Here is a 14,058-nt window from a genome sequence, read left to right as displayed (position 1 = left end):
CTGTATTGAAAGTTCTTATTTGTATAGGTACAAGACCCGAGGCAATAAAAATGGCTCCGGTTTGTCACGAGTTGAAAAAGAGGAATATCCAATTTAGTATAATGTCAACCGGACAACACAGGGAGATGTTAGCTCCGATATTCGATTTCTTCCAGATCCAACCAGACCATGATATGGAAATCATGCAAGCGGAACAGTCCCTTAATATGATAAGTTCTCGTATTCTTTCAGAAGCAGATAGGATTTTGGAGTTGGCAATGCCACACATAATACTAGTCCAGGGAGACACAACCAGTGCTACACTGGTTTCACTTGCAGCTTTTAATAAAAAGATCCCGGTGGCCCATGTAGAGGCGGGATTAAGAACTTATAATAAGGCAGCACCTTATCCTGAAGAAGTGAACAGGCAGATAATTTCCCGAATTGCAGATTTACATTTTGCGCCGACACAAAAAGCCCTTGCTAATTTATTGAAGGAAAATATACCGGAAAACAGCATCCGACTGGTGGGGAATACTATTGTAGATTCATTAGAATGGGCACAAAAGAAGATGGGTGCAAAGGCGAATGCCTATGGTTTTTTTAAAGACTTATTCCATAGTAACAAGAAGTTAGTTCTTGTGACGGGCCATAGGAGAGAAAATTTCGGTGAGGGTTTGTTACAAATTTGTGAAGCTATTAAGCAACTTTCCAGGAGGGAAGATGTTGAGATTGTTTACCCTGTACATCTTAATCCTAATGTAAAAGAACCTGTGCACGAAATTCTTGGAAATATTCACAATGTTCATTTAATTCAGCCTGTAGGATATCCCGAAATGATCTGGTTATTAAAGAGAGCCAAACTTATTATTTCTGATTCCGGGGGAATCCAGGAAGAGGCCCCTTCCTTTAAAACCCCTATTTTAGTTACCAGAAGCGTATCAGAAAGAATGGAAGTGGTAGAGGCAGGTTTGGCAACTTTGGTGGGAACAGATAAATCTAAAATTCTTATGGAAGCAGGAAAATATTTAGATGCCGACTATAATTTTTCGGATATTTCTAATCCATATGGGGATGGTAATGCGGCAGTAAAAATTGTAGATGAATTACTGCTGTTCTCACAAGAGAAATAGAGACATTTGGAACATCTACTAAGAAGTAATTTTATATCCAGCTAAATTTATAGTTTTACTCAATAAAAGCACAAGAATTTGCCAGCTAATAAAACGATTTTAGTAGTAGTTGAATCAATCGATGTGGATGGGAGTAGTGGGGCAAAAGCCAATGTAGCACTTATAAGAAATTTGCATAAAGCAGGATTTGATGTAAAAGTTCATCACTACTCTCAGAAAAATATTCATTTAGATGATATAGAATGTATTAATATTCGAGAAAACAGGTGGAGCCTTCTATTTTTTTTAAGTCGGTTTGAGAGATATACCAGATACTTTTTAAAGGTAGAGCCTAATAAGCAGTTGGAAAAACTTTTTGGGTTTTCATTTGCTCTTTTTAATGATAGAAATAGCATCGTGTCAACTCTTAAAAAGAGCAAGCATACTAAGTCTCGTTTGGTTATTACATTGAGCCAGGCAGGCAGCTTTCGCCCTCATCATGCGCTATTAAAACTTCCGGAATTACATTATAAATGGCTGGCCTATGTACATGATCCCTACCCGATGCATCTTTATCCAAGACCATTTGCATGGGTAGAACCCGGATATAGAAAAAAATGGAAACTTATAAGAGATATTTCAGAAAAGGCTAAATTTAGTGGCTTCCCAAGTTTGTTACTTAAAGATTGGATGGGAAGTTATTACCCAAAATTTAATGATACCGGCTATATAATTCCCCATCAAATATCGGATCTTGATGTGGAAAAAAAAGATCTTCCTGATTATTTCAAAATTGAAAATTTCAACCTACTACATGCCGGTGCTCTTTTGAAGCCAAGAGACCCTAAAATTCTTGTAGAAGCATTTCATACTTTTCTAGAAAGAAATCCTGATGCGAAAAAAGAATCTAATCTTATTTTTGTAGGAGGAAAAAGCATATTTTCAGATTGGTTAAAAAACAAGAAGTCTGTACTAAAGCAATTGATTCTGGTTGAAAATAAGTTGCCTTTTAATTCTGTTTATACTCTACAAAGATTAAGTTCGGTTAATATTATTTTAGAGGCAAAATCTGAGATAAGTCCGTTTTTACCTGGGAAATTTCCTCATTGTATTCAGGCAAATAAACCAATTTTATATTTAGGACCCTGTTTAAGTGAATCAAACAGATTATTAGGGAAAGATTACCCTTATTCCACTGTAATTGATGACAAAGAAGGGATTGCCGGTATAATTGAACAATTGTATAAAAGATGGAAGTCATCCCCTGAAGATTTCTACCTCAACAGGCCAGACCTCTCAAAATATTTAGATTCAAATCACCTTAAGGATGTTATTAATGAAATCATCGGTAATATTGAATAAGCAGGTTGATTTAATATCCATAAAACATGGATAGAATTAGTATAATATATGCCTATAGAGATAGAGAGGCTGCAAGAATAGAGGCCTCGTTTCGATCATTGGACCGACAGGTCAGAGAAGGTTTTGAAGTGATCTTCATAGATTACGGCAGTAGTGAAATAAATGCAAAGAGCGCTATGAGGCTAGCTGAAAAATTCCACTTTGTCAAGTACTTTTATTTAGATGTATCCCATCAATTATGGAATAAGAGCCGGGCTTTGAACTATGGAATTAAAAGAGCAACAAATCCGTATATTTTTATTGCTGATATAGACCTCATTTTTCATCCCCATGCAATTGCTTTCTTAAAAGAAGTTGCAGATCCGGAATACTTCTATAGGTTTAAAATGGGATATCTTGATCAGGAGGAATCCAAAAAAATAAAAAGAGAGACTAATTTTGAAGGATTTAATCCTGGCAGATTTGGAAATGTGAATGGTATGCTTTTGACCTCCCGGGAATCCTTATTTCATGTAAAAGGGTATGATGAATTTTACCACTTCTATGGATCTGAAGATGTAGATCTTTATTCACGTTTGAAAAACTATGGATTGAGATCTCAATTTGTTGAAGACACTTATTTTTATCACATATGGCATGATTCTTATGAAAATTCCCAAACAAGAAAATTGGATCATTACCCCCGATTAAAAAATGTTCTTCGAATTAATGAACAGCATTACATTTACCATAAGAGAGAAAAAGCGGTGGTTCCAGCTAAACAGACCTGTTGGGGAGAAATTATTCCAATGTCTCGAAAAAGATTGCTTGAATCTCCAACTAAGAAAATCAGGCTCACCAATATTCTTGCAGAAATTGAACATTTACTATTATTTGAGTTACCCAATTCACATGGGGAGATTGTTGAAGTAGAGGTCGTTCAATCTCCCTATTTTGGTTCTTTCAAATATAAATTAAAAAAGTTGCTGAATAGGCAGACCCAGGTTTATAGCTCCCTGAAGGAGATTAATGATCTCATTTTAATGCATATAATTTTTAAATATCATAATTATAATTATTCTTATAAGATTTCAAAGGATCTTAGATCGATAGCATTTAAAATAGAAATGAAGGAATATTGAAAACATTGAAAAAAATCATAGTAATCCTCGCCTTTAGAATCAACAGGCTGTATGAATCACTATTATTAAAACGGAGAGTGACTAAGACAAAAAAGCTTAAAGAAAAAAAAAGATCTGATTTATTAAGATGGAAGAAGACCGGTGAATTAAACGAAGACTGGAATGAAAGGTCAATTATTCTTGCGGAAATGGTGAATAGTGGAGCTAAAGTTATAGAGTTTGGTGCTGGGAAAATGCGTTTGAAAGATTATCTTCCCCCAAACTGTGAATATACACCATCAGATATACATATAAGAGATTCCAGAGTGATTTACTGTGATCTTAATGAGGATAAGATGATAGATCTGGAAAATTATGATACGGCCATTTTCAGCGGAGTGCTGGAGTATGTTTATGATCTGGATAATCTATTCGAAAAACTTGCTAAATCTCTTAAATATATTAATTTGACATACGCCTGTGCCGATATTTCAGGAGCGAATAGATTAAAGCAGGGCTGGTTAAGTGATTATACAAATTCAGATCTAAGAGATATTTTTGAAAGGAAAGGTTTTAAGGTGATGGAGTATCTGGAGTGGAGAAAACAATCAATTTTTAGATTAGAAAATCAAAACATATAGTATTGGCTAAAAGGACTGTTGCTATTATACCGGCCCGTGGAGGTTCAAAAAGATTACCCAATAAGAATTTAAGTTTGATTGGAGGTAAAACTTTGGTAGAGCATAGTATCAATTACGCTATGGGAAATGCCGGGATTATTGATGATGTAGTCGTAAGTTCTGATTCCAAGGAAATTATTCAAGTGGCTAAAAACACGGGTGCAACTGTGGTGGAAAGGCCAGCAGAACTTTCCGGAGACGAAAGTTCCACGATATCAGTCCTTAAACATACTTTGTTGAAGTTGGGCAAGAAATATGACGTAATAGTTTTATTACAGCCAACGAACCCTTTGCGTCCTCCTAACTTACTAAAAGATGCATTTAAAGAATTTGAAAATGGCAAATATGATAGCCTGATGACAGTCAGTAGGAGCTATCATAAATTAGGAAAAATAGAAGAGGGTAAATTTATTCCGTTTAATTATAAGATGGGTCAAAGAAGTCAGGACCTCGAACCTCTATATTACGAAAATGGTCTGCTGTATATAATACGTTCCGAAATTGTTATGAATAATCTTTTGTTAGCTGAGAAAAATTTACCTTTTAAGGTTAATCATTTATTTGCAAATGTGGATATTGACACCATTGAAGACTTGAGGTATGCCCAATTCTTGTATGAAAATGACAGATTAAAAAATGATGATTTATAATGAGACAGTCAGAAAATGCAAAGCCCGCTAATCCTTATATGGAAATTTCAGGCAGAAAGATAGGATTGGATTATCCACCTCTTGTAATAGCAGAAATAGGAATTAATCATGAAGGTTCTCTGGATGTGGCAAAATTAATGGTTGATGCGGCTAAAAGAGCCGGGGTAGAGGTAGTAAAACATCAAACGCATATTGTAGAGGATGAAATGACAAAGGAAGCAAAGAAGGTCATTCCGGGAAATGCCGACGTTTCCATTTATGAAATTATGAAGAGATGTTCTTTGAGCGAGGCAGATGAGCTGGAGCTAAAGAATTATGTTGAAAAGAACAATATGATATTTATTTCAACACCTTTTTCCAGGGCAGCTGCTGATAGGTTAAATTCTTTTGATGTTCCTGCCTATAAAATTGGCAGTGGTGAGTGTAATAATTATCCACTGTTAGAACATATTGCCGGATTTGGCAAACCGGTAATTTTGAGTACTGGTATGAATACCATTCAAAGTATAAGTAAAGCCGTTTCTATATTCGATAATCATAACATTCCTTGTGCTTTATTACACACTACAAATCTCTATCCTACACCGCCGAAGCTTGTTAGATATGGGGCTATGATGGAACTTCATCAGTCATTTCCTGATAAAGTTTTTGGATTGTCTGATCATACCTTAAATAATAACGCTTGTCTTGGGGCCGTGGCACTGGGAGCTTCAATTTTAGAGAGACATTTTACGGACCGAAAGGATCGTGTAGGGCCAGACATTCTTTGTAGTATGGATGAGAATGATTGTAGGAATTTGATACAATTTTCTGCAGAAATTGCATTGATGCGCGGTGGTAAAAAAGGTCCGGCCGATGAGGAAAAAATAACCAGTGATTTTGCCTTTGCCAGTGTATGTAGCATTGTACCAATTAAAGCTGGTGAGACTTTTACTCCTAAAAACATTTGGGTTAAAAGACCAGGAACCGGTGAAATTTCAGCTGAATTTTTTAATCAGGTGCTGGGAAAAGTTGCTGCCAAAAACATAGATGCAGATGAGCTGATTGTATGGAATGATATGAAAACTTAATTTTTTAGATGGGAGAGATAGCATCAAAAAAAATATTGTTCCTAACCGGCACACGTGCTGACTTCGGAAAACTTAAAAGCTTAATGCAGGTTGTAAAAGAAGAACCTGAATTTGACTATATAATATTTGCCACAGGAATGCACATGCAAAGAACGTATGGGTATACTGTGCTGGAAATTGAGAAATCCGGTTTTGAAAACATAAGAACCTTCGATAACCATACGAGTGAAATGACTATGGATTTGAGCCTTGCAAAAACCATTGAAGGACTCTCGTGTTGGGTAAAAGAAGAAAAACCTGATCTAATCGTGGTGCATGGAGACAGGATTGAAACTTTGGCGGGTGCCATTGTAGGTTCTCTGAACAATATTTTAGTTGCACATATAGAGGGAGGAGAACTTTCAGGAACCATCGATGAACTTATAAGGCACAGTGTCACAAAATTAAGCCATGTGCATTTCGTCTCTAATCAAGAGGCTAAAAAAAGACTTATGCAGATGGGAGAATTAGAGAGTTCTATTTTCGAAATAGGTTCGCCAGATATTGATACTATGTTTTCTGAAAGTCTTCCTGATCTGAGTTTGGTGAAAAGATACTATGACATTGAATTCGATCAATATGCGATCGCCATGTTCCATCCCGTTACCACTGAGGTGCATGGAATTCAAGATCATGTTTCAAATTTTGTTACCGCTTTATTGGACACAGACCGAAACTATGTAGTGATATATCCTAATAATGATCACGGGAGCGAAAGAATTTTAAAAGAGTATTTACGTCTTGAAAATAATTCCAGGTTTAGAATTATACCATCGATGAGGTTTGAATATTTTCTAAGTCTATTGAAAAACAGCGATTTTATTATCGGCAATAGCAGTGCTGGAATAAGAGAGGCTCACTACTATAAAGTTCCTTCAATAAATATCGGGACCCGTCAACAAAACAGGTCAACAAATGCGGAAATCATTAATTGTGGTTACTCAATCGAGGATATTTTAAAATCAATTGGTGAAACAGAAGTTGTTTCTTTCCCGAAAGAACGATTCGATTTCGGGAACGGAGACAGTGCAGGGAAATTTTTAAACGTTATAAGAAGTGAAGATATCTGGAAAATCGAACATCAGAAACAATTTAGAGATATCAGCTAAATTGAAAAAAATATTTGTTTTGATCCCTGATGGTGTCGGACTAAGAAATTTCGTCTACAGCAGTTTTCCTGAAATAGCAGCGGGTGAAGGAATGGAAATTGTGTACTGGAACCAGACTTCCAAAAACTTGAAGAAAGAAGGCCTGCAAGAGATAAAATTAAAAGGAAAGCCTGGGATATTTACCGATCTTTTCAAAAGAGCTAAGATTGAAAATGAGTTGAACTGCTTCAAAGAGAGATTTAAAGATCCGGTCTATGACACTTATAAGTTTCCGTCTTCTTCTGTCGGGATAAAGAATAAACTGAAGAACCGGATTGTCCGATTTCTGATAGGCCTTTACCCTGGTCAGAAAGGTGTTCGAAAGCTGCAGGAAAAAATGGAGCAGAGCGAAAGGAGATCTTTTTTCTATAGCCAATGTAGAACATTGCTTGAAAAAGAAAAACCTGCCCTTCTTTTTTGTACCAATCAAAGACCGATAAAAGCACTTGCTCCAATACTTGCAGCCAGGGATCTCGGTATAAAAACTGGTTGCTTCATTTTTTCCTGGGATAATCTTCCAAAAGCAACAAAAATTATGAATACTGATTATTATTTCGTGTGGAGCGAATTAATGAAAGACGAATTATTGAAATATTATCCCGATATCCAGCCAGAGCAAATTAAGATTACAGGAAGTCCACAATTCGAAGTTCATTTTGAGAACGAATACAAGTGGGAAAGAAAGCAGTTTTTTGATACTTTCGGTTTAGACAATAAAAGAAAATATCTTTGTTTTTCGGGAGATGATATTACCACTTCCCCCGGAGACCATGAATATTTGGAAGATGTAGCCAGAGCGGTTGAAAAATTAAATTCCCAGGGAGAAAATCTCGGTATTATTTTTAGGAGATCACCGGTTGACCTTTCAGACCGCTATGACCGGGTATTAGATGTTTACAAAAGTATAATTACACCAATTGCTCCTGCATGGGAAAAAAAAGGAGATAACTGGAATGAGGTGATCCCGAAAGAAGAAGATCAAACAATTCAAGCAAATACAATAGCTCATAGCTTTATGGTGATCAATCTTGGATCTTCTATGGTTTTCGATTACGCCAGTTATAGCAAACCTTGTGCTTTTATAAATTATAATCCCGGTGGAGCAGAGATGCTTAAAGATGTAGCGGTTATTTATGATTATGTACATTTCAGATCCATGCCGGAAGGAGCGGTATATTGGATCAATGACAGAAATGAAGTGGATAAGGTAATAAAACAGGTACTGGAATTAAAAGCTGGAAACGTTATTCAAAATGCTGAGGTATGGTTTAAGAGAATTAACAAACAACCGGCGGATAAGGCTACTGACAGAATAAGTAATTATCTTAAGGAACTTATTAAAAATTAGGTAAAATGCACATCGCCTACCTAACCCCCGAATACCCTCACGTACTTTGCTCCACTTCGGGTGGCCTTGGAACCAGCATTAAGAATATGGCTGAAGCGCTGGTCTCGAAAGGAGTAAGAGTTAGCGTAATTCTTTATGGTCAGGCGCAGGATAAGAACCTGGAAGAAAACGGAATCCAATTCTATTTTATCAGACAGAAAAATTACTCTATCGGAGGCTGGTATCTCTATAGAAAATATCTGGAAAAACAAGTTTCAGAGATTATTTTGGATAAAAATATTAGCCTTATTGAAGCTCCTGATTGGACAGGGATTACCGCTTTTATGAAATTTAATGTTCCCTTGGTAATAAGAATGAACGGTACAGATGCCTATTTCTGCGCACTTGAGAACCGAAAACAAAAAATTAAAAATCGATTATTTGAAAGGCAGGCGATACACGATGCCGACAGTATAATTTCAGTAAGTGATTTTACAGGAAGAAAAACTTTAGAAGTTTTAAATCTTAACAGAAATTATGAAGTAATACCGAACAGTATTTCCGTTAAGAATTTTATGCCGTATTATAATAACCCGAAGTCAAACCGAATCCTTTATTTTGGAACATTGATAAGGAAAAAAGGTGTTTTAGAACTGGCAAGTATATTTAATGAGGTTGTGAAGCAGAATAAAGAAGCTAAACTCATTTTGGCGGGAAGGGATGTGGTTGATATTTTTGAACAGGTTTCTACCCTGGAACTATTTAAAAACAAACTCTCTACTGAAGCAGCAAAGAACTTCGAATATATTGGATCCATGAATTATTCCATGATAAAAAGAGAGATCGAAAAAGCCAATTTAGTAGTGCTCCCGAGTTTTGCTGAGGCTCTTCCGATGACTTGGCTGGAGGCGATGGCTATGGAAAAAGCATTGGTTACTTCAAACATAGGCTGGGCACCTGAGGTGATGATCAATGGAGTAACAGGATTTACAGTTAATCCTAAGAATCATATAGCGTATGCTGAGAGAATTTTATATTTAATGGAGAATCTTAAAACTGCTTCAAAAATGGGAAAGGCAGCCCGGAAAGAAGTTGAAAATAAATTCAGCACCAGGGTTGTAGTTGAACAGAATATTGCTTTCTATCAACAGGTTTTGGAGAATCGTTTTAAATAGAGGCCGATGATACTACTTGTTCATAGTAATGGAGAAATTTTAGAGCAAGCTCTCATAGGAGAAGAGAAATTAGAGTTTGGTTCTTCAAGCTATATTTCAGTACTCTGGAAAGTGGCTTTAGAATTTCCTGAAGAACTTATTTGTTGGGTGGAAAAAAGTTTTCTTGAGGATATTAATTTTCAAAAGCTTGATGAGATCTTTCACCATGACCTGATCATGGCTTCTTACCCAATAAATTCAATTTATTTTTCAGATGAAATAGGTTACATCGATCAGCTGCCTTTCATTAATATTAATAGGGAAGTGCAATATGGCACCTGGCAAATGAGTAGTGATGTTGGGGGGATAAAGGGTGAGGTGATATTAAAGTTTCGCGAGATTTTCGGACATATTGATGATCTTGGGTTTCTACTCAACAGCATAGCCAAACTGGGGCAGCAAAATGGACTTTTTTGTTACAGTGAACCTTTATTAATAAAGGACTGCTGTCATTCAGACCGTCCCGTTGAAGTGAGATCAAAAGCATCAAAAAGAGACTTGTTCTCTTTTGTTTATTCCCATTACAAAATCGTTCGGCTTTGGTTACTTTTCTGGTGTTTCGTCAAATATGAAAAATCTTTTCCTGGAGGGTCTTTAATAACTGCCTTTTTCAAAAAGAAATTTTTTAAAAAAGATGTCGATCTGTCGGATATTTGTGTAAAGTCAGAAAAATTAAATAAACACGGGGAATCTATTGATGTAATCATTCCTACCTTAGGCCGGAGGGATTATCTTCTAACAGTATTGGAAGATTTAAAATCCCAGACCCTGCTTCCTCAAAAGGTAATAGTTGTGGAACAAAATCCTGATCCCAATTCGCAGACGGATATACCGGAAATAGAAAAACAGCCCTGGCCATTTAAACTGGTTCATCATTTCACCCATCAGACAGGAGCTTGTAATGCCCGAAATGTAGCTTTGGAAGAAGTCAATGCCGATTGGGTTTTTTTTGCAGATGATGATAATCGTATGGAAGAAGATATACTACAAAAGTCAATACAAGAAATTAAAAAATATGGTCTTGACCTGTTAACTCTGAATTATCGCCAGAAAGGAGAATCTTTAGTTTTTGATAAATTGAAACAATGGGGGACCTTTGGTGCGGGGAATAGTATAGTAGCCGGAAAGTTTGCTTCCAAATTACGATTTGACATAGCTTTTGAATATGGTTATGCCGAAGATAAAGATTATGGCATGCAACTACGAAATTCCGGCTGTGATATTATTTATCATCCTGCGCTGCAAATTCTTCATCTCAAAGCTCCGCGAGGAGGTTTTAGGGAAATAACCGCAGCTCCCTGGGTAGAGGATAAACCTAAGCCTTCACCCACCTTGATGATATATTTAAAGAAATATTATACTCAGGAACAATTAAAAGGTTTTAAAGCTGAACTGTTTTTTCGCTATTATTTTAGTCAGCAAATTAAGAATCCGGTAACATATCTGAAAACAATGAGAAAGCGCTGGTTGATAAGTGAGAAATGGGCGGAAAAAATATTGAAGAAAACACTTGCTACAGTTCCGAAAACCTCCGTTTAAATGAAAAAATTTTTGATCACAAATAATACTGAGTTGACTCCTGAGCAATTGCCTCAGGGCCTTTTTCAACATCAAATTGAAAATTTTTCTGTTATAACCGAGAGTGTAATCCCCCCGGAGAAAATTGACAATAAAATTATATCGGTTGATGGATATTTAAGAGATCTTAACAAGGAGGTACATGAGAAAAAGGAGCAGGAAAAAAGTGTCATAGAAGCATTGTCTGGAGAGTGGCCGTTACCCAGTAATATTACAGGATCATTTTCTGCAATACTAATAGTTGTACAGGAAAAATTAGTCAATCTTTCTACCGATTTGATTGGCCTTTATCCCCTGTATTACCGAATCGACAGTAATAAATTCTTCTTTTCTAATTCAATAATATTATTGGGCGCGATTTCGGGAGCGGAGATGGATCCGACTGGAATTTTGCAGAGGAGTCTTGGACCCGATTTTGCTAATCAGGGATCTAGAACGATCTTGAAAAATTGTAAGCGACTTTTACCTGGGGAAAGGCGCAAGTATGACCTGGAAGGGAACCTAATTTCCATTCAATTTGATAATAGCCTTTATTCAGATTTAAGTGATGCCAACCAGAACCATAATTTAGTTAAGGGTTATTGGGAGGCTTATAAGCGGGAGGTGGAATATTGTTTGAACAATGCAAATAGTGTGAATTTGGCATTAAGTGGTGGTGTTGATAGTAGAATTACTCTTGGAGCCATTTCAGATTCTAAAAAATTGACTTGCTATACTTTTGGCAGTATTAAAAATTATGAGACGAAGATAGCGGCACGACTGGCAAAGTTGAAAGCTGCAAGTTTTCAAAATTGCTATCGTCCAGAGCTATATTTCCCTACTTCTGAAATTCTGTACAAATATACCTGGGGAACGGAAGCTCTTGAGCTTTGTTCATGGTTGGAAATAACTGAAAGCGTTGAAAAGAAAGTTAAGGAACCGTTGTTGCTAGGAGAATTGTGTGAGGCCCTTCCGGGGCGAAAAATAGCTAGATATTCAACGAGAAAATTTAGACAGAAGAATTTCTTAAAGTACTATGTCAAGAATGATGATTATCATCTGGAAAAATCATCTTCTGAGGCTTTTGAGCAATGGAAACAAAAAAAGCTTAGGAATTATTTAATTTATTTTCATGAAAAGAATTTGTTGAGGTTTGATTTTGATTTCGATTTTGAGGTGGTGAGAGAAGAGCTTGCTGCAGATCTCAATGAAGTATTTGAAAGAATCGAGGTCCATAATTTACCTTATGTAGAATTGTATGACGAACTTTTCTCATGGTATACCTATACAAGAATGCATCTTTCAAAACAACTTTTAGTGGTTAGCAATAAATTTGATGCTTTTTCACCGGCTATGTCACTGCAGATGCTTAGAAAAACCTCCAATCTCCATCCAAACCTTAGACTAAATTACCGTTTTATAAATAAGCTTTTCAAAAATACTGAAGAGTTGAGAAAATTTCGGAAAGTACCTACGAGTCAGGCACCCTTTGTATCTCAAAATGCTCCAGATTTTTTAAAATTTGCAAGTTGGGGATTAAGATCTAAAGTTGATCAGGCACTGATTAGGCATATGATGAAGACAAAAAACCCGAAAAAACGTTATCGATTGTTGAAATCTATAAATTGGGCCAGAGTTTACCAAAACTCCGACTTAGAAAAGATTCTTGAGGGGTATTTTAGAGATAATTATTTAGGGAAGGCTTATGTACAGGGTATAAAAAATCAAGCACTGGAAAGAAGAGATCTAAAACAATGGCCCTTTGCTAATATCAATATAATCGGTGCGGCGGCTTTAAATGCTGAACTCCATTTAATTAGCACCTTAAGAAAAGCTCGTGAAGTTTAATCTGATCATCTGTACTCTTAAGCGGCCTAAATCCATTAAAGATTTACTAGATTCGGTTGCCTGTCAAACCTTGTATCCAGATGAAATTCTAGTGATCGATGCTTCGCCTGATAATTTAACTGCCAATTTACTCCAGGAATTTAGCTATACGGCACTTAAATATTTTAAAGTTAATGAAAAGAATAGTGGTCTTACCCGGCAGCGAAACTATGGGATTAGTAAGACAAGTAAGGAAATCGAAGTAATTTGCTTTTTGGACGATGATATTATTCTAGAGCCTGATTATTTTGAAAACCTGATAAGGACATACACATTCTGTCCCACTGCGGTTGGTGTCGGCGGATATATTTCCAATGAAGTCGTTTGGAAAAAAAGTGAAACTTCCCCTGATTTTGATGAATATAAAATAGACGGATTCATTCGAAAATTAGGCAGCCGAAATTTACTTCGGAAAAAAATTGGATTGCTAAGTGATCAGGCCCCGGGAGTGATGCCCGAATTTTCAAATGGATTATCAATTGGATTCCTGCCACCCTCAGGGAATATTTATCCCGTAGAATATTTTATGGGTGGAGTTGCTTCTTACCGTAAAGAGATTTTTGAAAAAATCTCATTTTCGGATTACTTTAAGGGTTATGGCTTGTATGAGGATATGGATTTTTGTTTGCGCGCTTCTCGATTTGGTCCCAATTATGTGAATACAGCGGCCAGGGTAACGCATCACCATGAGGAGGCGGGACGACCGAACAGGTTTAAGTACGGGCAGATGGTAATTAGGAATGGTTGGCATGTTTGGCGGGTAAAATATTCAAAACCTTCATTTAAGGGAAAACTAAAATGGCATCTTACTGCCTTTCTTTTAATTAGTGTGCGTATTTCGAATATATTTACCACCCCTAAAAAAAGAGAGGCTTTTTCTGAGAGTGCAGGAAGAATTATAGGATGGTTGCGCCTGATGTTTAGCTAATTAAG

12 protein-coding genes are annotated in these 14,058 nt (G+C 36.4%); all 12 read left to right on the top strand.

The features are described from left to right. Positions 1-5 precede the first annotated feature (5 nt). The 12 genes from wecB (at position 6) to ACFSTG_RS08460 (ending at position 14,053) form a co-directional block, all read left to right on the top strand. Positions 6-1,112 carry a non-hydrolyzing UDP-N-acetylglucosamine 2-epimerase gene (wecB, locus tag ACFSTG_RS08515; protein WP_380751088.1) on the top strand — a complete coding sequence of 369 codons (1,107 nt, stop codon included), beginning with the start codon at positions 6-8 and terminating at the stop codon, positions 1,110-1,112. 78 nt (positions 1,113-1,190) lie between these two features. Further along, positions 1,191-2,453 carry a UDP-glycosyltransferase gene (locus tag ACFSTG_RS08510; protein WP_380751085.1) on the top strand — a complete coding sequence of 421 codons (1,263 nt, stop codon included), beginning with the start codon at positions 1,191-1,193 and terminating at the stop codon, positions 2,451-2,453. A 26-nt stretch (positions 2,454-2,479) separates the two neighbouring features. Then, on the top strand, positions 2,480-3,574 hold the full coding sequence (locus ACFSTG_RS08505; RefSeq protein WP_380751082.1) for a glycosyltransferase: 1,095 nt from the start codon (positions 2,480-2,482) through the stop codon (positions 3,572-3,574). Positions 3,575-3,579: 5 nt separating this feature from the next. Next, positions 3,580-4,194, top strand: a complete 615-nt coding sequence (locus tag ACFSTG_RS08500) for a methyltransferase domain-containing protein (RefSeq protein WP_380751079.1) — start codon at positions 3,580-3,582, stop codon at positions 4,192-4,194. A 2-nt stretch (positions 4,195-4,196) separates the two neighbouring features. Further along, positions 4,197-4,883, top strand: a complete 687-nt coding sequence (locus ACFSTG_RS08495) for an acylneuraminate cytidylyltransferase family protein (RefSeq protein WP_380751076.1) — start codon at positions 4,197-4,199, stop codon at positions 4,881-4,883. Next, complete coding sequence (locus tag ACFSTG_RS08490; protein ID WP_380751072.1) at positions 4,883-5,953, top strand: N-acetylneuraminate synthase family protein; 1,071 nt, start codon at positions 4,883-4,885, stop codon at positions 5,951-5,953. The genes ACFSTG_RS08495 and ACFSTG_RS08490 overlap by 1 nt, the downstream gene beginning before the upstream one ends. A gap of 8 nt (positions 5,954-5,961) precedes the next feature. After that, positions 5,962-7,101, top strand: a complete 1,140-nt coding sequence (neuC, locus tag ACFSTG_RS08485) for a UDP-N-acetylglucosamine 2-epimerase (RefSeq protein WP_380751069.1) — start codon at positions 5,962-5,964, stop codon at positions 7,099-7,101. Further along, positions 7,049-8,488 carry a UDP-glycosyltransferase gene (locus ACFSTG_RS08480; protein WP_380751066.1) on the top strand — a complete coding sequence of 480 codons (1,440 nt, stop codon included), beginning with the start codon at positions 7,049-7,051 and terminating at the stop codon, positions 8,486-8,488. The genes neuC and ACFSTG_RS08480 overlap by 53 nt, the downstream gene beginning before the upstream one ends. A 5-nt stretch (positions 8,489-8,493) precedes the next feature. After that, positions 8,494-9,642, top strand: coding sequence for a glycosyltransferase family 4 protein (locus ACFSTG_RS08475; RefSeq protein ID WP_380751063.1), 1,149 nt, complete (start codon positions 8,494-8,496; stop codon positions 9,640-9,642). 6 nt (positions 9,643-9,648) lie between these two features. Next, positions 9,649-11,220: a glycosyltransferase family 2 protein gene (locus ACFSTG_RS08470; RefSeq protein ID WP_380751060.1), complete on the top strand. Its 1,572-nt coding sequence runs from the start codon at positions 9,649-9,651 to the stop codon at positions 11,218-11,220. Further along, on the top strand, positions 11,221-13,086 hold the full coding sequence (locus tag ACFSTG_RS08465; protein WP_380751057.1) for a hypothetical protein: 1,866 nt from the start codon (positions 11,221-11,223) through the stop codon (positions 13,084-13,086). Continuing rightward, on the top strand, positions 13,076-14,053 hold the full coding sequence (locus ACFSTG_RS08460) for a glycosyltransferase family 2 protein (protein WP_380751054.1): 978 nt from the start codon (positions 13,076-13,078) through the stop codon (positions 14,051-14,053). The genes ACFSTG_RS08465 and ACFSTG_RS08460 overlap by 11 nt, the downstream gene beginning before the upstream one ends. The last annotated feature ends 5 nt before the right edge of the window (positions 14,054-14,058 follow it).

It is taken from the genome of Salinimicrobium flavum (assembly GCF_042684505.1).
Lineage (GTDB): Bacteria > Bacteroidota > Bacteroidia > Flavobacteriales > Flavobacteriaceae > Salinimicrobium > Salinimicrobium flavum.
This window is presented reverse-complemented; position numbering and strand designations above follow the sequence as displayed.

Bases quoted from the DNA above. Each gene is read 5' to 3' on its own strand.
- ACFSTG_RS08505 (WP_380751082.1), top strand. From the start codon at position 2,480: ATGGATAGAATTAGTATAATATATGCCTATAGAGATAGAGAGGCTGCA.
- ACFSTG_RS08490 (WP_380751072.1), top strand. From the start codon at position 4,883: ATGAGACAGTCAGAAAATGCAAAGCCCGCTAATCCTTATATGGAAATT.
- neuC (WP_380751069.1), top strand. From the start codon at position 5,962: ATGGGAGAGATAGCATCAAAAAAAATATTGTTCCTAACCGGCACACGT.
- ACFSTG_RS08475 (WP_380751063.1), top strand. From the start codon at position 8,494: ATGCACATCGCCTACCTAACCCCCGAATACCCTCACGTACTTTGCTCC.
- ACFSTG_RS08470 (WP_380751060.1), top strand. From the start codon at position 9,649: ATGATACTACTTGTTCATAGTAATGGAGAAATTTTAGAGCAAGCTCTC.
- ACFSTG_RS08465 (WP_380751057.1), top strand. From the start codon at position 11,221: ATGAAAAAATTTTTGATCACAAATAATACTGAGTTGACTCCTGAGCAA.